We start from the raw sequence: 22,748 nt of genomic DNA, 5'->3' as shown, positions 1-22,748 counted from the left end.
GACGGTCCTTCCTGTTGGCGACCGTCATACTTCATAACAGATCTAAAACGCCTTTGTCACAAATTTCACATCATCCCCGGAAGTGATCCCAGCCCCCGGCGGCGGACTCCCACCCGGTGACCCGCACCCCCGTACCGTCGACAACCTCCCCGACCACCCGCCAATGCGGCGGAAGCCGTACCCCTCGGGGAAAGGCGGCGGCGAGAGCGTGATCATCACCCCCGGTGAGCGCCCACTCCAGCGGATCGACCCCCAGCGTGGCCGCCGCCTCGGCCAGCGCGCCTACCTCGAAGGAAGCAGGGTCGAGCACGATCCCCACCTCACTGGCCGCCGCAACGTGGCCTAGGTCCTGGAGGAGCCCGTCGCTCACGTCCAGCATCGCCGTCGCCCCGAGTTCCGCGGCCTCCGGCCCGCACGCGTAGGGCGGTTCCGGCCGCCGGTGCGCGTCCAGCAGTTCGGGGAACCGGTCGACGGAGGCGTGCAGCAGGGCCAGCCCCGCCGCCGCGTACCCCAGCCGCCCCGCGATGGCGATCACGTCCCCCGGCCTGGCCCCCGAGCGGGTGACCGGCGCCCGCCCGCCGAGGTCGCCCATGGCCGTGACACCGAGCACCACGGTGGCGGAGCGGGCGATGTCGCCCCCGGCCACGCTGGCCCCAACCAGGGCGGTCTCGTCGCGGAAGCCGTCGGCGAGGGCGTCCAGCCAGGACACGGGCGCGTCGGCGGGCAGCCCGAGCCCGACCACCAGCGCGGTCGGCCTGGCCCCCATGGCAACGACGTCGGCAAGGTTCTGTGCCGCCGCTTTACGCCCGATTTCATACCCACTGGACCAATCACGGCGGAAATGTCTACCCTCAAGGAGCAAGTCCGTTGTCACGACCACCCGACCGTCCGGTGCCGCGACGACCGCGGCGTCGTCGCCGGGTCCGAGTTGCACCGCCACACCTTGGGACAGACGCCCCGCAATGCGACCAACTACTCCGAATTCGCCTAGTTCTCCGACTGTGATGTCACACCTCCTGGTGTTCGGGGTACGTTGACCTTTCGGTGGTGATCAATCCCGGGAGGACCTGATGGTGCAGGCCTACATCCTTATCCAGACCGAGGTCGGCAAGGCCGCCGCCGTGGCCGGCGCGATCGCCGCGATTCCCGGTGTCACGCAGGCCGAGGACGTCACCGGTCCGTACGATGTGATCGTCCGGGCGGAGGCGCGGAACGTCGACGAGCTCGGCAAGCTCGTGGTGGCCCAGATCCAGGCCGTGGAAGGGATCACACGTACGCTTACGTGTCCGATCGTTCATATTTGAGATGACTCCGAGCAAGCTCCTGCTGGGCGGAGCCGCCGCGTTGACGCTGGTGGCCTGCTCTGCCACCGTTCGCGTCGAACCGCCCACGCCGACGGGCCGGGTGGCCGAGGACTGCGTGAAGCTGGAGTCCGCGCTGCCGCGCACCGTGGACGGGCTGATCCGGGCCGAGTCCGAACCCCACTCGCCGTACGTGGCGGTCTGGGGCGCCGGAGAGATCACGGTGCGCTGCGGCGTGGACCGGCCGGCGAAGATGGCGCCCACCGACAACGTCACCGACGTCAACGGCGTCGGCTGGTACGCCGATCCCCAGAAGCCTGCACTTTTCACGACGGTGAACCGGGAGGCGTACGTCGAGGTGACCATCGCCCCCACCCACCAGGTGGGCGCCGTACTGGTCGAGCTTGCCGACCCCATCAAGGCGACGATCCCCTAGCGCAACCCCACCGGACGGTCCAGGGCCAGCTGAATGAGCCGGTCCACCAGCTGCGGGTAGGCGAGCCCCGTGGCCATCCACAGCTGCGGCGCCACCGAGGTCGAGGTGAACCCGGGCATCGTGTTGATCTCGTTGACGATCAGTTCCCCGTCCGGGGTGTAGAAGAAGTCCACCCGGGCCAGCCCCTCGCACCCCAGCGCCTCGTACGCCCGGACCGCCATCGACCGCAGCTCCTGGGTGGCGTCGGCGGGCAGGTCGGCGGGCACTTCCAGGGTGATCTGGTCGGGGTAGTACTTGGCCTCGAAGTCGTAGAACACCTGCCCGCCCTGGACCACCACCTCCCCCGGCACGCTCGCCTCCGGGGCCGCGTCTCCCAGCGACTCCAGCACCGCGCACTCGATCTCCCGCCCGGTGACGGCCGCCTCCACCAGCACCTTCGGATCGTGCGTACGCGCGAACTCGATGGCCGCCTCCAGCTGCGCCTGGTCCTCGGCCTTGGAGATGCCCTGGGAGGACCCGGCCCTGGCCGGCTTCACGAAGACCGGCCAGCCGAGTTCCTCGATCTCCTTCAGCACCCGGGCCCGGTCGGTACGCCAGGCCCGGTCCGGCACCACGACGTGCGCCACCGTCGGCAGCCCCGCCGCCTTCAGCACCAGCTTCATGTAGCCCTTGTCCATGCCGACCGAACTGGCCAGCACCCCCGACCCCACGTACGGCACCCCGGCCATCTCCAGCAGCCCCTGCAACGTGCCGTCCTCCCCGAACGCCCCGTGCAGCACCGGGAAGACCACGTCCACCTCCCCCAGCGGGCGCGGGATCTCACCGGGCGAGAGCGCCACCACGGTCCCCGCGTGGGAGGGCAGCGCAAGCTCCGCGCCCGAGGTGTCCACCTCGGGTAGCTGGGCGCCCTCGATCGCGTAGCGCTGACCGGCGGCGGCGAGCACCCACCGCCCGTCCTGGGCGATCCCGATCGGGATCACCTCGTACTTGTCCCGGTCGATCGCCGCCAGCACGCTGCCGGCGCCCATCAGGGAGACCGCATGCTCGGAGTTGCGCCCGCCGAATACCACCGCTACACGAATCTTGCTCATGACGCCCGAATCTACCCTGAGTGACAGTCAAAAGGCCTTGTCAGCCACGCGAGGGTGACACGCTCCTGAGCGCGTCCAGGGCCTGGGTGGCATCCGCGATCAGATCCTCGGCGTCCTCCAGGCCGATGGCGAACCGTACGGCTCCCGCGTCCACCCCGGAGAGCGCCTCGTCGGCGCGGGTGACCGAGGCCAGGTGAGCGACCTTGGTGTGGGTGCCGCCCATCGAGGTGGCGATCCTGGCCATCTGCAGCGCGTCGGCCAGCGCCACCCCCGCCGCGTACCCGCCGTGCGGGGTGACCGTGACCACCGCGCCGAACCGGGTGCCCTCCGGTCCCGAGTCGAAGAGCTGCCGGGCCAGCTGGTGCCCCCGATGGCTGGGCAGGCCGGGGTAGTCCACCCGCCGGACCGCCGGATGCTTGGCGATGGCGGCGGCGAAGACCATGGCGGTGGAGCACATCCGGCGCACCCGGAGCGGCAGCGTCTCCAGGCCGCGCCGGAGCAGGAAGGCGTCGTCAGGGGAGAGCGAGGCGCCGGTGTCGATGCGCACCTCGCGGAGCTGGCCGATCAGGTCGGGGCGGCCCACCACCACCCCGCCCATGCAGTCGTCGTGCCCGCCCAGGTACTTGGTGGCCGAGTGCACCACCAGGTCGGCGCCGTGCTCCAGCGGGCGGCAGACCACGGGGGTGGCGAAGGTGGAGTCCACCACCAGCAGCGCGCCCGCCTCCCTGGCCACCCGGTAGAGGCCGCGGATGTCGGCCACCGCCATGGTCGGGTTGGCCAGCGTCTCCGCGTACAGGATCTTGGTGCTGGTGCGGACGGCGCCGCGCACCCGGCGCAGGTCGGCGTAGTCGACGAAGTCGGCGGAGACCCCGAACCGGGAGAGCACGTTGGCGAGCAGCGAGTACGTGGCCCCGTGCACGGGGGCGGGGGCCACCACGTGCGAGCCGGCCCGCAGGAAGGTCATCAGGACCGCGTTGATCGCGGCCATCCCGGAGGAGAACGCCTGCCCGGCCACGTCCTCCGGCGCGGCGGCCCCCTCCAGGGAGGCCACCCCCGCCGCGAAGGCGGCCACCGTGGGGTTGTCGATGCGGCTGTAGGCGTAGCCCGGGATGTGCTCGGCCAGCACGTCGGCCTGCTGCGAGGTGCTGTCGAAGGTCCAGGCCGCGCTCCGCCAGATGGGCAGCCCGATCGGGACCTGGCGTGGGGTGGTCGGCTCGGGCAGGTGGACGGCCCGGGAGTTCTCCCCGAGCCTCCTCTGGCTGCGCTTCACCGGCGAATCACCAGCTTCCTCAGGAAACAGAAATCACACGCCATATCGTTCGGGCTTGGGCGTTCGTGACATCAGGAGCATCGCGGCCTCGCCGGGGGTCATCCCGTCGTGCACCACCGCGACCACCACCTCGGTGATCGGCATCTCCACGTCGTGCTTGGTGGCCAGGTCCAGCACCGACTCGCAGGACTTCACGCCCTCCGCGGTCTGCTTGGTGACCGCCACCACCTCGGCCAGCGACATGCCCCGCCCGAGGTTCTCGCCGAAGGTGCGGTTCCTGGAGAGCGGCGAGGTGCAGGTCGCGATCAGATCCCCCATACCGGCCAGACCGGCGAAGGTGTGCGGGTCGGCGCCGAGCGCGGCACCCAGCCGGGAGATCTCGGCCAGACCCCGGGTCATCAGGGTGGCGGCCAGGTTGTCACCCAGGCCCATGCCGACCCCGACCCCCACGGCCAGCGCGATCACGTTCTTCACCGCGCCGCCCAGCTCCACCCCGACCACGTCCGGGTTGGTGTAGGTGCGGAACCAGGGCAGGTGGCAGGCATCCTGGAGCCGGTCGGCCACCGTCAGGTCGGAGCAGGCCACCACGGCCCCAGCCGGCTGCCGCCGGGCCAGCTCGGGCACCAGGTTGGGCCCGGAAACCACGGCCACCTGGTCCTGCGGCACCTCGGCCACCTCCACGATGACCTCGCTCATCCGCTTGGTGGTGCCCAGCTCGATGCCCTTCATCAGGCTGACCAGCACCGCGTCCCGCGGCAGGTACGGCTTCCAGGCCGTCAGGTTGGCCCGCAGGGTCTGGGCCGGGACGGCCAGCACCACGAAGTCGGCGCCGTGCATCGCCTCGGCCGGATCAACGGTGGCCCGCAGGCCCTCCGGCAGCCGCAGGCCCGGCAGGTACTCAGGGTTCTCGTGCCGGACGTCGATGGCCTCGACGATCTCCTTGCGCCGCCCCCACAATGTCGTCTCGGTGCCCGCCTCGGCGAGGATCATCCCGAAAGTGGTGCCCCACGAGCCGGTCCCGAACACGGCAGCCTTGGTTGATCCCTGTACGGTCATCCCCTCACCGTACGCCGTCGTCATCGGTTAGCGGTTCTTTCTCACCCCTGAGCTCGGCGAGCTGCGCCGTCACGGCGGCCATGATGTCGGCGGTGGCCTCCCGCAGCACCTCACCGTGCGCTTCCTTCCCGTCGTACGCCGACAGGTCCACCGGCGGCCCGGCCAGCACCCGGAAGGTCTTGCGGGGGAACAGCCGTGGCCGGGTCTGCCCGTACGGCAACAGCTCCTGGGCCCCCCAGTGCGCGATCGGGATCACGGGGGCGCCGGTCATCAGCGCCAGCCGGGCCACGCCGGTCTTGCCGGCCATCGGCCACAGGTCCGGATCGCGGGTGATCGTGCCCTCCGGGTAGAAGAGCACGCAGGAGCCCTCCCGCAGCCGCCGCTCGGCCACCGCCAGCGAGTCGGTGGCCGCGGAGCTGTTCCGCTCGACCGGGATCGCCCGCAGCTCCCGGACCAGGTAGCCGAGCACCGGCACCCGGAACAACCCCGCCTTGGCCAGGATCACCGGCCAGCGCCCGTTGTGGTGCAGGTAGTGCGCGAGCAGCACCGGATCGGCCCAGGACAGGTGGTTGGCGGCGACGATGATCCCGCCCTGGCGCGGAATCCGGTCCCCACGCCGCCAGTCCCGCTTCACCAGCAGCCGCGACAGAGGCTTGACGATCACCACGGCGACCGCTTCCCAGAAGCGGGTCGGCCGTCCAGGGCGGCGGCTCATGCGTGTTCCTCACTCGGCGGGTCTTTCCGGGTCAGTCTCCCGGTTGGCCCGAGCCGATGTCGAGGCGCGATGCTTAAGGTTATGCAGCAGGTTGGACAGGACCGGCGATGGTCGGTGGTCGTCCCGGTCAAGACCCTGATCAAGGCCAAGACCCGGTTGGCCGGGGCGGCGGGGCCGCACCGGGAGGAGCTGGCGGTGGCCGTCGCCGCCGACACCGTCGGGGCCGCGCTGGCCTGCGCCCTGGTGGCCCGGGTGATCGTGGTGACCGCCGATCCCGTGCCCGCCGCCCGGCTGGCCGCACTCGGCGCCCTGGTGGTCCCCGACCCCGGCCGGGGCCTCAACGCCGCCCTCCGGGCCGGCCACGCCCACGCCGTACGGCTGACGCCCGGCGCCCCCGTGGCCGCCCTCCAGGCCGATCTGCCCGCGCTCCGCCCTGCCGAGCTGGCCACCGTGCTGGCCGCGGCCGGGGAGTTCGACGCGGCCTTCCTCCCGGACGCGGCCGAGGTCGGCACCACGCTGTACGCCACCGGCCCCGGCATCCCCTTCCGCCCCGGTTTCGGCGGTGAGTCCCGGGCCCGGCACCTGTCGGGCGGGGCCAAGGAGCTGCGCCTGGAAGGGGTCGCCACGGTCCGGCGGGACGTGGACACCATCGAGGACCTGGCCGAGGCGGCGAGGCTGGGCCTGGGCCCGCACACCGCCGCCGTGGCCCGCCTGCTAGTGCGCTGACGGCTGGTCCTCCCTGGCCCTGCGCGGCAGCAGGAAGGAGACCACGAAGGTCAGCGCCAGCATGCCGACCACCACCCAGAGCGTGGTCTCCATCGCGTTCTCGAAGCTCGCCCCGGTGGGCCGCACGCCGAGCAGGTCGAAGAAGACGGTGCCGAGCAGCGCCACCCCGAAGGCGTTGCCGAGCTGCTGGACGGCGGTCAGCGTGCCGGAGGCCGACCCGGACTCGTGGTCCTCCACCCCGGCCAGGACCAGGTCGAAGAAGGGGGCCATGAGCAGGCCCATGCCGAGGCCGGTGACCACCAGGGCGGGGGTGAGCTGCCAGGGGGTCACGCCCAGGCCCTCCAGGTGGAGGGTGAACCAGACACCGGCCGCGCCGGCCATCATGATGATCGTGCCCGCCTGGAAGCAGCGGCGGCCGAACTTGAGCAGCGGCTGGGCCAGGCCGAAGCCGAAGATCATGCCGACCGACCAGGGCACCCCGGCCAGACCGGCCTTCAGCGGCGAGTAGCCCAGGCCGATCTGCGTGTACAGGTTGAAGACCAGCATGAAGCCGGACATGCCCGCGAAGAACACCATGCCGGTGACCAGGCCGCCGTTGAAGGCGCGCTTGCGGAAGAGGCTGGGCACGACCAGCGGGTCCCGCCCGGTGGCGGCCCGGCGGGACTGGTACCAGCCGAACAGGCCGAACACCGCGGCCGAGGCGGCGATCATCACGAACGCCCAGGCCGGCCAGTCGTGCTCGCGGCCCTGCACCAGCGGGAAGACGACGAGCAGCCCGGCCGCCGAGGCCAGCGCGACGCCGAGCAGGTCCAGCCGGAGCGGGTGCGGCGAGCGGGACTCGGGCAGGAAGCGCAGCCCGGCGGCGAAGGCGAGCAGGCCGACCGGCAGGTTGATCAGGAAGATCATGCGCCAGCCGGAGCCGAAGTAGTCGGCGTCGATCAGCCACCCGGCCAGGATCGGGCCGCCCACCGAGGCCAGGCCCATGACCGGCCCGAACAGGCCGAACGCGGTGGCCATCTCCTTGGGCGAGAACATCTCCCTGATCATGCCGAGGCCCTGCGGGATCATGACGGCCGCGAAGAGCCCCTGGAACACGCGGGCCCCGACCAGTATCTCCGGCGACTGGGCCAGCCCGCAGAGCAGCGAGCCGAGGGTGAAGCCGGCCGCGCCCACCAGGAACATGCGGCGGCGGCCGTAGATGTCGCCCAGCCGCCCGCCGGTGAGCAGGCCGGTGGCCATGGCGAGCATGTACGCGGCGCCGAGCCACTGGATGACGCCGGCCGAGCCGCCCAGCTCGGCGCGGATGTGGGGGGCGGCGATGTTGGTGACCATGGCGTCGATCAGGTCCATGATCTCCGCGCCGAGGATCACGAAGAGGGCCGCCCAGCGCCAGCGGTAACCGGCGGCCTCGCCGGATTCCGCGGACCCGGGTTCGCCCGTGGCGGGGGGTACCGTGGTGGTCATCTTTGAAGCTCCAGAAGGGGAGAAGAACAGTGTTCAGGTCACGATGAACACTGTTCTAGCATGAACACTGTTCAGTGAACAAGTGTGCTGTTCGCTTTCACGAGCGATGTTCAATAGAGTGCGGGTCGAGAGGTGATGGAGAAATGAGCGAGACCGACCTTCCGGCCGCGCCCTGGGACCGCCGACGGCGGCGGCCGGCGCCCGCGAAGGTGCCTCTCACCCGCGAACGGATCGTGGAAGCGGCCTTCACCGTGCTGGACCGGGAGGGCTATGACCGGCTGAGCATGCGCCAGGTCGCGCTGGAACTCGGCGTCGCCGTCTCCGCGCTGTACGTGCACGTCGCCAACAAGGACGAGCTCTTCGAGCTGATGTACCTGCGCCTGTTCGAGGGCCGCGAGCTGCCGGACCCCGACCCGGAGCGCTGGCAGGAGCAGCTCAAGGAGTTCGCCAGGGACGGCCGGGCCGCGCTCCTGCGCCACCGGGACATGGCCCGCATCTCGATGGGCCAGCTGCCGTTCACGCCCACCCTGCTCCCCCACGTGGAGCGGCTGATGGCCATCATCCGGGCCAGCGGCATGCCCGACCGGGTGGCGGCCATGGCGGGCGACCTGCTCTCCACCTACATCGAGGGGTTCACCCTGGAGGAGGGCATGTGGCTTGAGCGCTACAAGGACATGGACCCCTCGACCTGGGAGGTCAAACGCCAGGAGATCACCGACTACTTCGCGACCCTGCCCCCGGACCGGTTCCCCAACATGGTCGCGATGGCCGGGCTCATGGTGGACGAGTCCAACGACTACCGTTTCGAGCTGGGCCTGGACATCCTGGTCCGCGGCCTGGCCTCCTACGTCGAGAAGACCCCCGAGGAATCCTGAGGGTTACGCTGATCGGGTGCAGGCCACCGTGAAGACCTTCGACGACACGACCCGCTCGGGTTCGGTCTACCTCGACGACGGCACCGAACTGCCCTTCTCCACCGCCGCCTTCGACGCGGGCCCGCTCCGCCTGCTCCGCCCGGGCCAGCGCGTCAACCTCGTCCTCACCGACGACAAGATCACTTATGTGACGTTGAGCACGTTCCCGGTGCCTGGCTCGGCAAAATAAGAACGGCGCCCTTGGGAATTAGGGCGCCGTTCGACGAATCCGGTTACTTCTTTTTGGCTTGCTTCTTGCCGCCGGCGTTGACCAGTTCCTTGAAGTCCGCGCCCGGACGGAACTTGGGCGCCCAGCTCTCGGCCACCTTGATCGGCTCGCCGGTCGAAGGGTTCCGAGCCGTGCGCGCCGGCTTGTGCGCCATCTCAAAGGCGCCGAAGCCGGTGATCGAAACCTTGTCGCCGCCGGCGACCGCGTGCTGGATCGCCTCGATGATGGCGTTGACCGCCTCGGTGGCCGTCTTCTTGTCACCGACGCGGTCCGCGATCGCGTCGACGAGTTCCTTCTTGTTCATCTGGTTCTCCCCCTTACGCGCTTGAAAGTAAGGGAGGAACGCGCGTGACTCAATCACCTTACGTGATTTGGTCTTCACTCGGCGTGTCGAATTCGCCGTCCAGGTAGGCGATGAAGCCGTCCAGCCGGGCAGTTGCGTGGGAAATGTCGCGTTTGGCCACATCGCAGATGGCGAGCAGCCTCTTGGCGAGGCGGGCCCGCTCCTCCGGTGGCACGTTCAGGGTCCTGACGCGGTGCTGCGTGTCGCGCAGCCGCCGCGCCAGGTCCTCTTCTGGTCCGCCCTGAGGGGTCAGACGGTCGTCGGCAGCCATGGCTGCCGACCATTCTCGTACGCGGTGATGTCGTCGGCGTGCCGCAGGGTCAGCCCGATGTCGTCGAGCCCCTCGATCAGCCGCCAGCGGGTGTAGTCGTCGATGTCGAACGCCCAGGCGCCCTCGCCCAGCCGTACCTGCCGCTCCACCAGGTCCACGGTGATCCGCACGGACGGGTCGGCCTCCACGGCGGCCTGGAGTTCCTCGACCGTCTTGGCCTCCAGCACCACCGGCAGCAGGCCCATCTTGGTGGAGTTGTTGCGGAAGATGTCGCCGAACCTGGCGGCGATCACGACGCGGAAACCGTACTGCTGGAGGGCCCAGACGGCGTGCTCGCGGGAGGAGCCGGTGCCGAAGTCGGGCCCGGCCAGCAGGATGGAGGCGCCCTGGTAGACGGGGTTGTTCAGGACGAAGGAGGGGTCCTCCCGCCAGGCGGCGAACAGGCCCTTCTCGAAGCCGGTGCGGCTGACCTGCTTCAGCCAGACGGCCGGGATGATCTGGTCGGTGTCGACGTTGCTGCGGCGCAGCGGGACGGCGGTGCCGGTGTGCGTGGTGAAGGCTTCCATGGTCGGTCTTCCTCAATGAAAAATGCGCGGCTGATTGACAATCTGCCTGGTCATTGGCCAAACATTTTTGAAACGGACATTTCGTTTAGGGAGCGCATTTTTCATTGATTGGCGAGGTCGGCGGGGGCGGTCAGTTTGCCGGTGACGGCGGTCGCGGCGGCGACCTGCGGGGACACCAGATGGGTCCGGCCGCCCTTGCCCTGCCGGCCCTCGAAGTTGCGGTTGGAGGTGGAGGCGCTGCGCTCCCCCGGTGCCAGCGTGTCGGGGTTCATGCCCAGGCACATGGAGCACCCGGCCTCCCGCCACTCGGCCCCGGCCGCCTTGAACACCTCGTGCAGGCCCTCCTTCTCGGCCTCCAGCTTGACCAGCATGGACCCGGGCACGATCAGCGTCCTGGTCTTGACCGTACGCCCCCGCAGGATGTCGGCGGCGGCGCGCAGGTCCTCCAGCCGCCCGTTGGTGCAGGACCCGACGAAGACGGTGTCCACCGCGACCTCGCTGAGCGGGGTGCCGGCGGTGAGGCCCATGTACTCCAGCGCACGCTCGGCCGCCGCCCGCTCGGTCGGGTCGGCGAACTCCTCAGGCGCCGGTACGGCGCTGCCCAGCGGCGCCCCCTGCCCCGGGTTGGTCCCCCAGGTGACGAACGGCGTCAGCGTCGCGGCGTCGATCTCCACCACCTTGTCGAACACGGCGTCGTCGTCGGTCCTCAGCGTCTGCCAGTAGGCCAGCGCCTGGTCCCAGTCGGCCCCCGTGGGCGCGTGCGGGCGGCCCTTGAGGTAGGCGAAGGTGGTCTCGTCGGGAGCGATCAGACCGGCCCGGGCGCCCGCCTCGATGGACATGTTGCAGACCGTCATGCGGCCCTCCATCGACAGGTTCCTGATCGCCTCACCGCGGTACTCCACGATGTGGCCCTGCCCGCCGCCGGTCCCGATCTTGGCGATGATCGCCAGGATCAGGTCCTTGGCCGTCACCCCGTACGGCAGGGCGCCCTTGACCTCGATGGCCATGGTCTTGGGCCGGTAGGCCGGGAGGGTCTGGGTGGCCAGCACGTGCTCCACCTCGGAGGTGCCGATGCCGAAGGCGATGGCCCCGAAGGCGCCGTGGGTGGAGGTGTGCGAGTCGCCGCAGACGATGGTCATGCCTGGCTGGGTGAGCCCGAACTGCGGGCCGATGATGTGCACCACGCCCTGTCCGGCGTCGCCCATCGGGTGGAGCCGGACGCCGAACTCGGCGGCGTTCTTGCGGAGCGTCTCCACCTGGGTCCGGGAGACCGGGTCGCTGATCGGGCCGAGCACGGTCGGCACGTTGTGGTCCTCGGTGGCGATGGTGAGGTCGGGTCGCCGGACCTTCCGGTCCGCCATGCGCAGGCCGTCGAACGCCTGCGGGCTGGTCACCTCGTGGATGAGGTGCAGGTCGATGAAGAGCAGGTCGGGTTCGCCCTCCGCGCGCCGTACGACGTGCTGTTCCCAGACTTTCTCGGCCAGTGTGCGACCCATGGTTTCCAACGCCTCCTTGCGTCTTCTCCCCCGAGTGATCATCTCTTATGATGAGACGGAAATATCGGGATATGGAACTCTACCGGCTGCTTGCCGGTTATCGGGTTTGCATCTCGGATAGCGAGACGGCAGTATCGGGGTATGGACAACTCTAGCGGAGTCGGGGTACTCGACAAGGCGGTTCTCGTGCTCAACGCCCTGGAAGCCGGCCCGGCTTCGCTGGCCCAGTTGGTGCAGGCCACCGGATTGGCCAGGCCCACGGCGCACCGCCTCGCCGTGGCCCTGGAACACCACCGCATCGTGTCGCGGGACACCCAGGGCCGTTTCATCCTCGGCCCGCGCCTGTCCGAACTGTCCACCGCCGCCGGGGAGGACCGGCTCCTCGCGGTGGCCGGCCCGGTGCTCACCCAGCTGCGCGACCAGACCGGGGAGAGTGCCCAACTCTACCGGCGCCAGGGCGACGAGCGGGTCTGCGTGGCCGCCGCAGAACGCTCCAGCGGCCTGCGTGACACGGTCCCGGTCGGCTCCGCGTTGCCCATGGTGGCCGGCTCGGCCGCGCAGATTCTGCTCGCCTGGGAGGAGCCCGACCGGCTGCACCGCGGCCTGCGCGGCGCCAAGTTCACCGCCGCCACGCTGGCCAGCGTGCGCCGCCGGGGCTGGGCGCACAGCGTCGGGGAGCGGGAGCAGGGGGTGGCCAGCGTCTCCGCGCCGATCCGGGGCGCCGGCGGCAAGGTCATCGCGGCCGTCTCGGTCTCCGGCCCCATCGAACGTCTCAGCCGGACCCCGGGGCGGCTGCACGCCGCCCCCGTCGTCTCGGCGGCGGAACGTATCACCGAAGCGATGCGCCGGGCTAACTGATTAGAGTGCGTGCCCTGTTAGCCCTAGGCTGGCGGGGTGACAGATCGCATCGAGGCGGCCGCGGCAGAACTGCGTCCCCTGCTCCAGGAGTTCATTCTCTGGGCGCCGTCCCACGCGCCGGGCAGCGACCCGGATCTGGTGGGCCCGGCGGCGCTGTGGCACCGGCTGGCCGCGCGCGACGACGTGGGGCTCTGGAAGCGCGGCGATCTGCGCACCGTGCTGCTGGAGCGCATGCCGCAGGTGGTGGAGGATCCGGACGAGGCGGCCGACGGCATGGTCCCGGCGATCCGCGCGTACCTGACCTTCCTCGCCGAGACCGGGCGCTTCAGCAAGGGCTCCGACTCGCTGGACGCGCTGCTCGCCGAGCTCGACGAGCTGGAGGACGACTTCGTCGACAAGATGGAGGACACCATCGCCGAGCGGGACTGGGACGAGGACGAGGACGAGGAGCTCGAGGAGGAGGAGAGCCTCGGCGACTTCGAGCCGTTCGCCGACGAGATCGCCGAACTGCCCACCATCCGGCTCCGCCCCGACGGCGAGCTGGCCGCGCTGGCCCGCGCGGTGCCGCTCATCACGCAGGCCCGCGACCTGGCGGTCTGGGTGGGCACCAAGCGCCAGGTGGGCGCGGAGACGCTGCTCACCGACGAGGAGGTGCGGGAGGCGCTGGCCGCCCTCTCGCTGACCGAGCCGCAGCACCTGTGGAACCTCTGGAACCTCGCCATCGACCTGGAGTTCCTCACCCCCGACGGGGATGACACGGTCAGCGTCGACTCCGACACCGAGGCCTGGCCGTTCGAGGACGACGAGGACGTGCTGGACGTCTGGATGCAGGGCCTGCACTCCATCGACTACGGCGACCCCGAGCTGGAAGACGACGACCTCACCCTGGCCCTGTCCGGGCTCACCCGGGAACTGCTGGTCCGGACGCTGGTCGGCGGTCTGCAGCGCCCGCTGGCCGAACTCCGCGCCGAGCTGACCGAGTCGGTCGCCGAGTACGACGACCTCGGCGCCGACGCCTGGGAGGCGGCCGGCGACCCGCTCGCCCCCGCGCTCGCCTGGCTCGGTGGGTACGGGATGATCGAGATCACCGAGGAAGGCCAGGTCGCGCTCACCCCGCTCGGCGTGGAGGGCGTGGTGCACCTGGTGGACGACGCCGACATCGAGGTGGACGCGCGCCCCGCGATCGACGCGATGACCGCGCACGACCTGCTCTCCACCAGCGCCGACCTGTCCGAGGAGGAGGCCGACGCCGAGTTCGCGGCCTGGATGCGGCTGCGCGAGCCCGCCAAGGCCGCCCACGAGCTGCTGGCCGCCGCCGTGGAGGACCCGGCGGACGCGCTGGTCCGGGTGCAGGCTGCCAGCATGGTGGGCTCGCTCGGCGAGGTGGCCGTGCCGGCCTGGCTGGAGGCGCTCGAGGAGCCCTCGCTCCGGCCGTACGCGGCGACCCACCTCACCCAGCTGGACGTGGAGGAGGCTCCCGAGCCCACCCAGGCCGACACCCACTGGCTGATCCTGGACATGTGGACGATCTCGGCCGGCCTGGGGCGGCCGGAGTTCGTCAGCAGCCTGGAGGACATCGGCCCCGCCACCGACCTGATCGGCCTGCTGGACGTGATCTGGAAGGTCCGCCACCCGCATCTGGAGGAGTTGCTGGAGGCGATCGGCGAGGCCCACCCGGACAAGCAGGTGGGCAAGGCCGCCAAACGGGCGCTGTTCAAGGCCCGGTCGGGCGGGGGTCGTTAACCGCTACTTCAGCGGGAAGATCGCGCAGGTGGTGGTCCCGTGCGCGTAGAGCTTGCCGTCGCGCGTGCCCACCACCTTCGCTTCCGCCGTGGCCACCGTGCGTCCCGCGTGCAGGGTGCGGCCCTCGCAGCGCAGCGGTCCGGTGTGCGCGAAAGCCGGGCGGATCATGTTCACGTTCAACTGGATGGTGGTGTAGCCCTGGCCCGGCGGCAGGGTGGTCATCACCGCGCAGCCGAGCGCTGAGTCGAGCAGGGTGGCCAGGTAGCCGCCGTGGATGCTGCCGAGCGGGTTGTACTGGTGCTCCCCGGTCTGGCCCTCGAAGACGGCGACGCCCTCGGCCACGCTCAGCAGGGTGAAGTCCAGGGTGCTCGCGATGGGCGGGGCCGGAATCTTGCCGTCCAGCATGGCCTGGAGGAAGTCCAGACCGCTCAACTCGGCGAAGTCGGCGGGCAGCACGCCAGGCGGGGCGAAGGTGTGGGTGCGCGAGTTCATCGTCGTCGTCATGGGTCTGATTTTCGAACCCAGGAGTCGGGGAAGGCAAATCCCGCCGGCGGTCAGGACCAGTCCGGGAGCGGGCGGTAGAGGGGGACGCCCTCGGCCTCCAGTTCCGCGCGGAGCTTGAAGTACTCCTCGCCGAACGGGTCAACTCCGTTCAGGGGCATCAGGCTCCGGCGTACCGCGACGTCGTGCGGGGCCAGGCGGGCCGCCTCGGCCAGGTGTTCCCGTGCGGCGACAGAAGGGCTGGGTGAGCCAGGTGAGGCCGTCCAGGGTGAAGTCCGGCGCCTGGCCGGGCTGGAGCACCTCAGCCTCCCCCACGGCGATGATCCCGTTGCCGTGGTCGGCGAGCGCCGGGCGTCCGAGCAGCTCGGCGTTGGCTTTGCAAGCTTTCATTCGCTTGCGCAAAGTTCTCTAGAGAGGTTTGCCTGTTCCCCGCGAATGATGATCGCGTCGAGGCTTCCGGGGTGACACAAGACCCCAAACGATCAAAACATAACAAAAAGTCAAGTCGCTAGTCAATGGCTCAGCGGAAACAAAAACCGCGCCTCCGGGTGGAGACGCGGTTGCTTGGTAGCCCCGACCGGATTCGAACCGGCGCTACCGCCTTGAGAGGGCGGCGTCCTAGGCCACTAGACGACGGAGCCAAGCTGTGTTTTCTCGCAAGTCCTGCGTCCTTGCGTCAACCCCTCGGAGAGGTTGGTAGTCCCGAGCGGATTCGAACCGCCGTTACCGCCTTGAGAGGGCGGCGTCCTAGGCCACTAGACGACGGGACCATACACAGAGTCAATTTGGCAGTCAACCCAGCGCATGTCTGGAACAACTTCCCATTGACCGAAAGTGCAGCTGGGGTACCAGGACTCGAACCTAGACTAACTGAACCAGAATCAGTCGTGCTGCCAATTACACCATACCCCATCAGCTCGCTCGCCCCTCGAGGCTCGCGTGCGGACTCCGAAAGAATAGCCCAGCAACGGACCCACTACCAAAACGATTGCCGGGCACGGCGTGTGCGAGGCTGTACGCACCCGATGACCGTGAGGAGCCGCCAGCGATGACGCAGGCCGACAACCCGTTCCTGTCCCCCAGCTCCCTGCCCTACCGGCTGCCTCCTTTCCAGGAGATCCGCGAAGAGCACTATGTGCCAGCGTTCGAGCAGGGCATGGCCGAGCACCTGGCCGAGGTGGCGGCCATCGCGGCCAACCCGGAGCCGCCCACCTTCGCCAACACGGTGGAGGCGCTGGAGCGGTCGGGTCAGCTGCTGGAGCGGGTGTCGACCGTGTTCTTCAACCAGACCAGCTCCGACAGCACCCCGGGCGTTCAGGCCATCCAGCAGGACATCACGCCCAAACTGGCCAAGCACAGCGACACGGTGCACCTGAACGCGGAGCTGTTCGCCCGGCTCCAGGCGATCGAGACCGACGACCCGGCCGAGGCGTGGCTGCTGGCCCGGTACCGTACCGACTTCATCCGGGCCGGCGCCGAGCTGGACGCGGCCCAGCAGGCCCGGCTGCGGGAGATCAACGCGGAGCTCTCCGCGCTGGGCACCATGTTCCAGCAGAACCTGCTGGCCGACACCAACGCGCGGGCCGTGCTGGTGGAGGATCCCGCCGAGCTGGACGGGCTCACCCCTGACGCGATCGAGGGACTGCGGGAGACCGCCACCGCGCGCGGGCACGACGGGAAGTACCTGATCACCCTGGTGCTGCCCACCGGGCAGCCGGTGCTCAGCGCGCTGACCAATCGGGCGCTGCGGGAGAGGGTCCATCGGGCCTCCGCCGGGCGGGGCGCGGACAACGCCGAGCTGATCACCAGGATCGCGTCGCTCCGCCGGGAGCGGGCCCGGCTGCTCGGGTACCGCGACCACGCGGAGTACGTGCTGGCCGACCAGACCGCGGGCACCACGGGGGCCGTCACCGGGATGCTCGACAAGCTGGTCACGCCCGCGGTGGCCAACGCCCGCCGGGAGCAGGAGGCGCTGGAGGCCGAGGCCGGTTTCCCGGTCGAGGCGTGGGACTGGGCGTTCTACGCCGAGCGCGTGCGCAAGGCGCGGTACGCCATCGACAGCGGTCTGATGCGGCCCTACTTCGCGCTGGAGCGGGTGCTCAAGGACGGGGTCTTCTACGCCGCTCAGCGGCTCTACGGGCTGCGTTTCGAGGAGCGGCCCGATCTGGTGGGGTACCACCCCGATGTGCGGGTCTTCGAGGTGTTCAACGAGGACGGGTCGCCGCTTGGGCTGTTTCTCGGGGACTTCTACGCGCGGGCCTCCAAGCGTGGGGGGGCCTGGATGAACAGCCTGGTCAAGCAGTCGGCGTTGGAGGGGACCCGGCCGGTTGTGGTGAACAACCTCAACATCGTCAGGGGTGAGCCGACTCTGATGACGTTCGACGAGGTCAACACCATGTTCCACGAGTTCGGGCACGCGCTGCACGCGCTCTTCTCCGACGTGCGTCATCCGCGGTTCTCCGGGACCTCGGTGCCGCGTGACTTCGTCGAGTACCCCTCTCAGGTCAACGAGATGTGGGCGACCCACCCGGAGATTCTGGCCAACTACGCCCGGCACCATGAGACCGGTGAGCCGATGCCGCGTGAGCTGGTTGACCGCATGCTGGAGGCCGAGAAGTTCAACCAGGGCTTCGCCACGGTGGAGTACCTGGCGGCGACCCTGCTCGACTGGGCCTGGCACACCGACTACCAGGGCGGCGACGCCGAGTCCTTCGAGGCCGAGGCCCTCCAGCGGGCGGGCGTGGACCTCCCCGCCGTCCCACCCCGCTACCGCAGCACCTATTTCGCCCACATCTGGTCAAGCGGCTACAGCGCCGGCTACTACTCCTACATCTGGAGCGAAGTCCTGGACGCCGACACCGTCGAATGGTTCACCGAAAACGGCGGCCTCCTCCGCAAAAACGGCGACCGCTTCCGCAGGGAACTCCTCTCCAAGGGCGGCAGCATCGACCCCATGACCGCCTTCCACACCTTCCGCGGCCGCGACCCCCGAATCGACCCCCTCCTCGAACGCCGCGGCCTCCGCTAACCCGGCCTGAGCCCCTCCCCAAGAGGCTCAGGCCGTCCGCATGCTTGTAGCCCGATTACCGTGGGGTTCCCACCCACCCACCCTTTCGACCCTTCGGGTCCGGACCCGGCTCCGCCGGGACGGTGGCCACCCATGGGCGCGCAGGAGGGCCTTCTCCTGAAGGGGGGTTCCCCCGGAAGTTAGTTGCCGGGGACTCTCCCCAGTTAGCGTCGAAAGAATGGGCGTTTGGGTGGTTTGGGGCAGCGGGCTATTACGCGGCCGCCGTAGCTGAAGCCGGCCAGTTCGATGACCGGGGCGTCGGGGGTGGTGGCGGGGCTGGTTTCGTCCTTGAATGAGCGGACGCGGGCGTCGGGGGCGAGCACCACCCGTACGCCATGGGGGACGAGCAGGGTGACCGTGCCCGCCATGACCGCGAGTTGCACGGTGACGCGGCGGGACTGGAGCAGGGCCTCCCGCAGGTCGATGTTGACGTTCCCGACCAGCGAGGTAACCGGGATCTTCTCGGGGACCACCCAGCGTCCGCCGCGGTTCTCCGTGCGGAACAGCGCCATCACTGGCCGTTCGTGCATCAGGAAGGGCTGGTGCTCGGGAGGGAGCAGGTCGGTGGTGAGCGCGGCCAGCTCGCCCAGGGTCTGCGCGCGGTAGGCGGCCTCGATGCGTTCCTCGTGTTCCATCGGCGTGAGCCGCCCGTCCGAGACGGCGTCGGTGAGCGCGGCCACCACCCGTTCCCGGTCGGCGTTGGAGGCGCGCAACTCCTCGGGCCGGGGTCCGCTGGTGTCCCGGGGCGCCACCCAGGCGGCGATCCAGTCACGAAAATCGGTGCTCACGCTTCGAGGGTATGCCCGGGCTGCCAGGTCCGGTACGACCAATCACAGCCGGATCGCCAGGCCCGGCACGACCCCAATAGCAGCCGGACCACCGAGTCCAGCACAACCAATAGCAGCGGGACCCGCCCAAGCCCAGGACAACCGACCACAGTCGGGCCACCAGGTCCGGCACAACCAATCACAGCCAGACCTCAGAGCCGGAACAACCAACTACAGCCGGACCCCACCACCAGTCCGGCACAACCAATCGCAGTCGGACATCAAGCCCGGGACAACCAACCACAGCCCGTGGCCATCGGCCCATTGACCGGTACCCGCGTCGCGCCTAGCCTGACGGAATTCTGAACGCTGCTCATGTTCGTCCTCGGAGGGACCGTGGCCCCCACCCCCCGTGACCGGCAGACACGTCTTGCCACCTTCGCGGTCTTCTTCGTCCAAGGGCTGACCTTCGCCACCCTGCTCACCCAGGTGGCCGCGTTGCAGAACAAACACGGACTGGGCGAGGGTGAGCTGACCCTGCTGCTGCTCGTGGTCCCGGTCATCGCGGGTGCCGGTAGCGTGCTCGCGGGTTCCCTGGCCGCCAGGTACGGCAGCCGCCGGGTGTTACGCGGCACGCAGCCCCTGACCTGCCTGGCGGTCGTGCTGACCGGGTTCGCCCCGGACGTTCCCCTGCTGATCGGCACACTGGTGCTGTTCGGCCTCGGCCTGGGCGGCGTGGACGCCGGAATGAACATGCAGGGCAGCACGGTGGAACGCCGGTACGCGCGCCCGGTGATGACGGGTTTCCACGCGTTGTGGAGCGCGGCGGCGGTGATCGGCGCGGCCTGGGCCTCGTGGGCGGCCGACGCCGGGTGGGCCATCGGACCGGCCTTCACCGTGGCGATGACCGTCGGCGTCGCGATCTCACTGAGCGCCTCGCACTGGCTGTGCACGCCAGCCGAGGAGCACGTGACAACCGGGGAGCACGTAGCAACCGGGGAGCACGTAGCGACCGAGGGGAACGTAGCGCCCATGGGAGCCGCCGCGAGCGGCGCGGGTTTCCCCTGGGGGCCGATTCTCCCGCTCTGCCTGGCCATGGCCTTCCTGTACGTCGGCGACGCCGCCATCTCCAACTTCGGCTCGGTCTACTTCGACGAGGTGATGAACGCGGAGGCATGGCTGGTGCCGTGGGCGCTGGGCGCGTACCAGGCGACGACCTTCCTGGTCCGAGTGGGTGGCGACTTCGCGGTACACAGGTTCGGCCCCGCCGTGATCGTACGCACCGGGGCGGCGGTGGCCACGCTCGGTTTCCTGGCCATCGTGGCCGCGCCGAACGAGGCGCTGGCCATCGCCGGATTCGCCCTCACCGGAGTGGGCCTGTCAGTGATCGCCCCCCAGTCGTTCTCGGCGGCCGGACGCCTGGATCCGAAGGGCACGGGGGTCGCCATCGCCCGGGTCAACATGTTCAACTACGTCGGCTTCATCGTCGGCGCGGCCCTGGTCGGCGGTATCGCGGACGCGACCGACTTCCGGATCGCGTTCGCCGCCCCCTTGGTCCTGGTCGCCGCGATCGTCATCCTGGCCAGGGGTTTCGCACCGAGAACCCCCGCTCCCGCGACCACCGATCACCCCTGACCCGCCGGATCACCCTTGACCCCCGCCATGGCGCGAACGGCGCCGGCGATCCGGTGTTCCGAAAGACAGGCGAAGCCGATGGCGACGCCCTGACCAGCGGATTCGGCGGCCAGGCCGTACGCCTGGGCCTGCCCGGCGAACGCGGCCGGATCCCCGTCCACCTCGGCATAGAGGTGCAGTCCCGCCGAGATCCCCTGAACCCGTACATCAGGGAAATGCTCCGCCAGAGCGGTGACCAGAGCGTCCCGGCGGACCCGGTACTCGCGGCGCATCCGGCGCAGGTGGCGGTCATACCCGCCGGATCGGATGAAGTACGCCAGCGTGTACTGATCGAGCACCGGGGAGCCGAGATCGAGTTCGGCACGCGCCCGCCGTACAGCGGCGGCCAGCGCGGGCGGGGCGGCCAGCCAGCCGAGGCGCATGCCGGGGGCGAGCGCCTTGCTGACACTGCCCGTGAAGACCACCCGCCCGGGGGCGAGGCCCTGAAGGCACCCGACGGGATCCCGGTCGAAACGGAACTCGGCGTCGTAGTCGTCCTCCAGGATGACGGCTCCCGTGGCCGCGGCCCAGGCGACCAGTTCGGCGCGGCGGCGCGGCGAGAGCACCACCCCGGTCGGGTAGTGGTGTGCCGGGGTGAGCAGCACGGCGTCCGCGCCGGTACGGGCGAGCGCCCCCACGTCGATGCCTTCGGCGTCGACCGGAACACCGGCGAGCTCGGCTCCGGCCCGCCTGAGCAGCGGCTCCTGGCGGGTGCTGGTGGGAGCCTCGGTAGCCAGCCTGATCGGCCGCCCCTTGGCCTTGGCCAGCACGTGTACGGAGAGGCTCAGCCCCTGCGCGACCCCGGTGACGATCACGATGTCCTCGGGCACGACATCCGCCGCCCGCACCCGCCGCAGGTAGGCGGCCAGCTCGACCCGGAGCTCCCGGACCCCGCCGGGATCGCCGTAGTCCAGCGCGTCATTGGGCAACGTCGCGAGAACCTGCCGCAACGCGGCCAGCCACGCCCGCCGCGGAAACGCCCCCAGATCCGGAGATGTCGGCCGATATCCATCCAGCGATTCCGGCAGCGACCGGGCGTCCCGGGACCGCGATCCGACCGGCGCGATCAGAGCCACCCGAGTCCCCGCCCCGACCCGTGATTCCAGGAACCCTTCCGCCACCAGCTGCTCGTACGCCTCGACCACCGCGCCCCGCGAGACCCCGAGATCCCTCGCCAGCTCCCGGCTGGCCGGAAGCCGGGTCGCGGAAGCCAGCCGCCCGGAACGCACGGCCTCCCGAAGATCCCGGGCGATCTGCCCGGCGATCCCACCCTCTTCGCGATTTATCGTCACATGCAGATCGGCCAAATTGGCCCACTTTCACAGGGACTGATTGGACTACTTCAGGGAACCATTGGCTCCCTAGCATCGTCCGCCATGACCACAGATTTCAAGACAACCCCCAGCTTGGACACCAGAGCGGCCCCCATGGCCACCACGGCGATGTTCCTCGTCGGCACCCTGGCGGCCGTGTCCGATCTGATCCAGGACTATCCGTTGTACGGCGGCCAGGCCGTCCGGTACGCGCTGGCCGCGGTGGCCCTGCTCCTGGCGGTCCGGCTGACCTCGAATCCACCCGCACCCCTGTCGGCGCGGGACGTCGGACAGCTGGCGTTGCTCGCCCTCACCGGCCTGGTCCTGTTCAACGTGTGCGTGATCGAGTCGGCCAGGCACGCCGGCCCCGCCCTGGTCGGCACCGTGCTCGGCACCGTGCCCCTGGCCCTGGCCCTGTGCGCGAGAGCCCTGAACCGCAGGATCCTGCTGGCCGCCGCCGTGGTCGTGACGGGCGCCACGCTCGCCACCGGCCTGGGTTCGGGCAACCTGCCCGGCCTGGCCTGGGCCGCCGGCGCGCTCGCCTGCGAGGTCTGCTTCTCCCTCCTGGCGCTGCCCCTGCTGCCGAGGCTGGGCGCGATGAAGGTCTCCGCGTACTCGGTCACCCTGGCGGTGCCGATGCTGCTCCTGATCGGCCTCGTCACGGACGGGACCGCGATGCTCCGGGTGCCGACCCTCGCCGAAGCGCTAGGACTCGGTTACCTCGCGCTGATCGTCACCACGGTCGCGTTCTTCCTCTGGTACAGCGCCCTGCCCCGCCTCGGCCCCGGAAAGGCGGGCCTGTTCGCCGGGATGATCCCCATAGGCGCCATCACCACGGGCGTCCTCCTCGGCCTTGGGGCTCCCACCGTCGCCGACCTGGCCGGGGCCGCCATCGTGATCGCGGGCATCCTGCTGGGACTGCGCCCGGAGTAGGGGTCGTACAGTTT

24 protein-coding genes and 3 tRNA genes are annotated in these 22,748 nt (G+C 70.0%); 10 read left to right on the top strand and 17 right to left on the bottom strand.

The genetic code is table 11. The features are described 5' to 3' along the window. Window positions 1-70: 70 nt before the first annotated feature. Window positions 71-1,006, bottom strand: coding sequence for a thiamine-phosphate kinase (locus KIP79_RS30515; protein WP_214108440.1), 936 nt, complete (start codon window positions 1,004-1,006; stop codon window positions 71-73). A gap of 64 nt (window positions 1,007-1,070) precedes the next feature. Here KIP79_RS30515 and KIP79_RS30510 point away from each other — a divergent pair, with 64 nt between their 5' ends. Both KIP79_RS30510 and KIP79_RS30505 read left to right on the top strand, forming a co-directional pair. Then, window positions 1,071-1,304 carry an Lrp/AsnC ligand binding domain-containing protein gene (locus KIP79_RS30510; RefSeq protein WP_214108402.1) on the top strand — a complete coding sequence of 78 codons (234 nt, stop codon included), beginning with the start codon at window positions 1,071-1,073 and terminating at the stop codon, window positions 1,302-1,304. A gap of 1 nt (window position 1,305) precedes the next feature. Next, window positions 1,306-1,737, top strand: coding sequence for a DUF3515 domain-containing protein (locus tag KIP79_RS30505; RefSeq protein ID WP_214108401.1), 432 nt, complete (start codon window positions 1,306-1,308; stop codon window positions 1,735-1,737). On the opposite strand, the gene KIP79_RS30500 is transcribed toward KIP79_RS30505, so the two are convergent. Genes KIP79_RS30500 through KIP79_RS30485 form a run of 4 tightly spaced genes read right to left on the bottom strand, consistent with a single transcriptional unit; the run spans window position 1,734 to window position 5,869 of the window. Continuing rightward, on the bottom strand, window positions 1,734-2,828 hold the full coding sequence (locus tag KIP79_RS30500) for a D-alanine--D-alanine ligase family protein (protein WP_214108400.1): 1,095 nt from the start codon (window positions 2,826-2,828) through the stop codon (window positions 1,734-1,736). The two genes, KIP79_RS30505 and KIP79_RS30500, sit on opposite strands and share 4 nt — an antisense overlap. Before the next feature lie 40 nt (window positions 2,829-2,868). After that, on the bottom strand, window positions 2,869-4,098 hold the full coding sequence (locus KIP79_RS30495; RefSeq protein ID WP_214108399.1) for a trans-sulfuration enzyme family protein: 1,230 nt from the start codon (window positions 4,096-4,098) through the stop codon (window positions 2,869-2,871). A gap of 33 nt (window positions 4,099-4,131) precedes the next feature. Next, complete coding sequence (locus KIP79_RS30490) at window positions 4,132-5,154, bottom strand: NAD(P)H-dependent glycerol-3-phosphate dehydrogenase (RefSeq protein WP_214108398.1); 1,023 nt, start codon at window positions 5,152-5,154, stop codon at window positions 4,132-4,134. Window positions 5,155-5,158: 4 nt separating this feature from the next. Beyond that, a complete protein-coding gene (locus tag KIP79_RS30485; protein ID WP_214108397.1) occupies window positions 5,159-5,869 on the bottom strand; it encodes a lysophospholipid acyltransferase family protein in 711 nt (236 codons plus the stop codon). Between the two features lie 81 nt (window positions 5,870-5,950). Here KIP79_RS30485 and cofC point away from each other — a divergent pair, with 81 nt between their 5' ends. Then, window positions 5,951-6,595 carry a 2-phospho-L-lactate guanylyltransferase gene (gene cofC / locus KIP79_RS30480; RefSeq protein WP_214108396.1) on the top strand — a complete coding sequence of 215 codons (645 nt, stop codon included), beginning with the start codon at window positions 5,951-5,953 and terminating at the stop codon, window positions 6,593-6,595. Here cofC and KIP79_RS30475 read toward each other — a convergent pair. Then, window positions 6,584-8,059 carry an MFS transporter gene (locus KIP79_RS30475; protein ID WP_214108395.1) on the bottom strand — a complete coding sequence of 492 codons (1,476 nt, stop codon included), beginning with the start codon at window positions 8,057-8,059 and terminating at the stop codon, window positions 6,584-6,586. The two genes, cofC and KIP79_RS30475, sit on opposite strands and share 12 nt — an antisense overlap. A gap of 143 nt (window positions 8,060-8,202) precedes the next feature. Here KIP79_RS30475 and KIP79_RS30470 point away from each other — a divergent pair, with 143 nt between their 5' ends. Both KIP79_RS30470 and KIP79_RS30465 read left to right on the top strand, forming a co-directional pair. Next, window positions 8,203-8,934: a TetR/AcrR family transcriptional regulator gene (locus tag KIP79_RS30470; protein ID WP_214108394.1), complete on the top strand. Its 732-nt coding sequence runs from the start codon at window positions 8,203-8,205 to the stop codon at window positions 8,932-8,934. A gap of 16 nt (window positions 8,935-8,950) precedes the next feature. Beyond that, window positions 8,951-9,163 carry a cold-shock protein gene (locus tag KIP79_RS30465; RefSeq protein WP_214108393.1) on the top strand — a complete coding sequence of 71 codons (213 nt, stop codon included), beginning with the start codon at window positions 8,951-8,953 and terminating at the stop codon, window positions 9,161-9,163. 43 nt (window positions 9,164-9,206) lie between these two features. Here the strand turns inward: KIP79_RS30465 and KIP79_RS30460 are convergent, their stop codons facing one another. The 4 genes from KIP79_RS30460 to leuC form a co-directional block, all read right to left on the bottom strand. Then, window positions 9,207-9,506 (bottom strand): HU family DNA-binding protein, encoded by a 300-nt coding sequence (locus tag KIP79_RS30460; RefSeq protein ID WP_214108392.1) that lies wholly within the window; start codon window positions 9,504-9,506, stop codon window positions 9,207-9,209. A gap of 58 nt (window positions 9,507-9,564) precedes the next feature. Next, window positions 9,565-9,816 (bottom strand): SCO5555 family protein, encoded by a 252-nt coding sequence (locus tag KIP79_RS30455; RefSeq protein WP_214108391.1) that lies wholly within the window; start codon window positions 9,814-9,816, stop codon window positions 9,565-9,567. Next, entirely contained in the window at window positions 9,795-10,382 is a 588-nt protein-coding gene (leuD, locus tag KIP79_RS30450) for a 3-isopropylmalate dehydratase small subunit (RefSeq protein ID WP_214108390.1), read from the bottom strand. The genes KIP79_RS30455 and leuD overlap by 22 nt, the downstream gene beginning before the upstream one ends. 101 nt (window positions 10,383-10,483) lie before the next feature. After that, window positions 10,484-11,878, bottom strand: coding sequence for a 3-isopropylmalate dehydratase large subunit (leuC, locus tag KIP79_RS30445; RefSeq protein WP_214108389.1), 1,395 nt, complete (start codon window positions 11,876-11,878; stop codon window positions 10,484-10,486). 141 nt (window positions 11,879-12,019) lie between these two features. On the opposite strand from leuC, the gene KIP79_RS30440 reads away from it, so the two are divergent. Together KIP79_RS30440 and KIP79_RS30435 are read left to right on the top strand one after the other, a co-directional pair. After that, window positions 12,020-12,736, top strand: a complete 717-nt coding sequence (locus KIP79_RS30440) for an IclR family transcriptional regulator (protein ID WP_214108388.1) — start codon at window positions 12,020-12,022, stop codon at window positions 12,734-12,736. 36 nt (window positions 12,737-12,772) lie between these two features. After that, window positions 12,773-14,479: a hypothetical protein gene (locus KIP79_RS30435; protein WP_214108387.1), complete on the top strand. Its 1,707-nt coding sequence runs from the start codon at window positions 12,773-12,775 to the stop codon at window positions 14,477-14,479. Window positions 14,480-14,482: 3 nt separating this feature from the next. On the opposite strand, the gene KIP79_RS30430 is transcribed toward KIP79_RS30435, so the two are convergent. The 5 genes from KIP79_RS30430 to KIP79_RS30410 form a co-directional block, all read right to left on the bottom strand. Next, entirely contained in the window at window positions 14,483-14,983 is a 501-nt protein-coding gene (locus KIP79_RS30430) for a PaaI family thioesterase (protein WP_250214086.1), read from the bottom strand. Window positions 14,984-15,121: 138 nt separating this feature from the next. Beyond that, window positions 15,122-15,370, bottom strand: coding sequence for a hypothetical protein (locus KIP79_RS30425; protein WP_214108386.1), 249 nt, complete (start codon window positions 15,368-15,370; stop codon window positions 15,122-15,124). A 175-nt stretch (window positions 15,371-15,545) separates the two neighbouring features. After that, a tRNA-Glu gene (locus tag KIP79_RS30420) sits at window positions 15,546-15,621 on the bottom strand. Between the two features lie 53 nt (window positions 15,622-15,674). Then, window positions 15,675-15,750: transfer RNA gene (locus KIP79_RS30415), tRNA-Glu, on the bottom strand. A 70-nt stretch (window positions 15,751-15,820) separates the two neighbouring features. Next, window positions 15,821-15,892, bottom strand: a tRNA-Gln gene (locus KIP79_RS30410). Window positions 15,893-16,028: 136 nt separating this feature from the next. Between KIP79_RS30410 and KIP79_RS30405 the strand changes: the two genes are divergently transcribed. After that, window positions 16,029-18,008, top strand: coding sequence for a M3 family metallopeptidase (locus tag KIP79_RS30405; RefSeq protein ID WP_214108385.1), 1,980 nt, complete (start codon window positions 16,029-16,031; stop codon window positions 18,006-18,008). Between the two features lie 203 nt (window positions 18,009-18,211). On the opposite strand, the gene KIP79_RS30400 is transcribed toward KIP79_RS30405, so the two are convergent. Next, window positions 18,212-18,835 carry a DUF1707 SHOCT-like domain-containing protein gene (locus KIP79_RS30400; protein ID WP_308169970.1) on the bottom strand — a complete coding sequence of 208 codons (624 nt, stop codon included), beginning with the start codon at window positions 18,833-18,835 and terminating at the stop codon, window positions 18,212-18,214. Window positions 18,836-19,210: 375 nt separating this feature from the next. Here KIP79_RS30400 and KIP79_RS30395 point away from each other — a divergent pair, with 375 nt between their 5' ends. Then, a complete protein-coding gene (locus KIP79_RS30395) occupies window positions 19,211-20,449 on the top strand; it encodes an MFS transporter (RefSeq protein WP_308169969.1) in 1,239 nt (412 codons plus the stop codon). Here KIP79_RS30395 and pdxR read toward each other — a convergent pair. Beyond that, a complete protein-coding gene (pdxR, locus tag KIP79_RS30390) occupies window positions 20,440-21,780 on the bottom strand; it encodes a MocR-like pyridoxine biosynthesis transcription factor PdxR (protein ID WP_308169968.1) in 1,341 nt (446 codons plus the stop codon). The genes KIP79_RS30395 and pdxR overlap by 10 nt on opposite strands. An 84-nt stretch (window positions 21,781-21,864) precedes the next feature. On the opposite strand from pdxR, the gene KIP79_RS30385 reads away from it, so the two are divergent. Continuing rightward, entirely contained in the window at window positions 21,865-22,734 is an 870-nt protein-coding gene (locus KIP79_RS30385; RefSeq protein ID WP_250214085.1) for a DMT family transporter, read from the top strand. Window positions 22,735-22,748: the final 14 nt, after the last annotated feature.

This window comes from Acrocarpospora catenulata (genome assembly GCF_018476525.1).
Taxonomy (GTDB): Bacteria; Actinomycetota; Actinomycetes; order Streptosporangiales; family Streptosporangiaceae; genus Acrocarpospora; species Acrocarpospora catenulata.
Note: the sequence above shows the minus strand (reverse complement) of the source record. Positions and strands in the feature narration are given on the sequence as shown.

Excerpts from the sequence above, each read along its gene's own strand:
- KIP79_RS30510 (WP_214108402.1), top strand. The coding sequence starts at position 1,071 with ATGGTGCAGGCCTACATCCTTATCCAGACCGAGGTCGGCAAGGCCGCC.
- KIP79_RS30505 (WP_214108401.1), top strand. The coding sequence starts at position 1,306 with ATGACTCCGAGCAAGCTCCTGCTGGGCGGAGCCGCCGCGTTGACGCTG.
- KIP79_RS30500 (WP_214108400.1), bottom strand. The coding sequence starts at position 2,828 with ATGAGCAAGATTCGTGTAGCGGTGGTATTCGGCGGGCGCAACTCCGAG.
- KIP79_RS30490 (WP_214108398.1), bottom strand. The coding sequence starts at position 5,154 with ATGACCGTACAGGGATCAACCAAGGCTGCCGTGTTCGGGACCGGCTCG.
- KIP79_RS30485 (WP_214108397.1), bottom strand. The coding sequence starts at position 5,869 with ATGAGCCGCCGCCCTGGACGGCCGACCCGCTTCTGGGAAGCGGTCGCC.
- cofC (WP_214108396.1), top strand. The coding sequence starts at position 5,951 with ATGCAGCAGGTTGGACAGGACCGGCGATGGTCGGTGGTCGTCCCGGTC.
- KIP79_RS30475 (WP_214108395.1), bottom strand. The coding sequence starts at position 8,059 with ATGACCACCACGGTACCCCCCGCCACGGGCGAACCCGGGTCCGCGGAA.
- KIP79_RS30470 (WP_214108394.1), top strand. The coding sequence starts at position 8,203 with ATGAGCGAGACCGACCTTCCGGCCGCGCCCTGGGACCGCCGACGGCGG.
- KIP79_RS30460 (WP_214108392.1), bottom strand. The coding sequence starts at position 9,506 with ATGAACAAGAAGGAACTCGTCGACGCGATCGCGGACCGCGTCGGTGAC.
- KIP79_RS30455 (WP_214108391.1), bottom strand. The coding sequence starts at position 9,816 with ATGGCTGCCGACGACCGTCTGACCCCTCAGGGCGGACCAGAAGAGGAC.
- leuD (WP_214108390.1), bottom strand. The coding sequence starts at position 10,382 with ATGGAAGCCTTCACCACGCACACCGGCACCGCCGTCCCGCTGCGCCGC.
- leuC (WP_214108389.1), bottom strand. The coding sequence starts at position 11,878 with ATGGGTCGCACACTGGCCGAGAAAGTCTGGGAACAGCACGTCGTACGG.
- KIP79_RS30440 (WP_214108388.1), top strand. The coding sequence starts at position 12,020 with ATGGACAACTCTAGCGGAGTCGGGGTACTCGACAAGGCGGTTCTCGTG.
- KIP79_RS30430 (WP_250214086.1), bottom strand. The coding sequence starts at position 14,983 with ATGACGACGACGATGAACTCGCGCACCCACACCTTCGCCCCGCCTGGC.
- KIP79_RS30425 (WP_214108386.1), bottom strand. The coding sequence starts at position 15,370 with ATGAAAGCTTGCAAAGCCAACGCCGAGCTGCTCGGACGCCCGGCGCTC.
- KIP79_RS30405 (WP_214108385.1), top strand. The coding sequence starts at position 16,029 with ATGACGCAGGCCGACAACCCGTTCCTGTCCCCCAGCTCCCTGCCCTAC.
- KIP79_RS30385 (WP_250214085.1), top strand. The coding sequence starts at position 21,865 with ATGACCACAGATTTCAAGACAACCCCCAGCTTGGACACCAGAGCGGCC.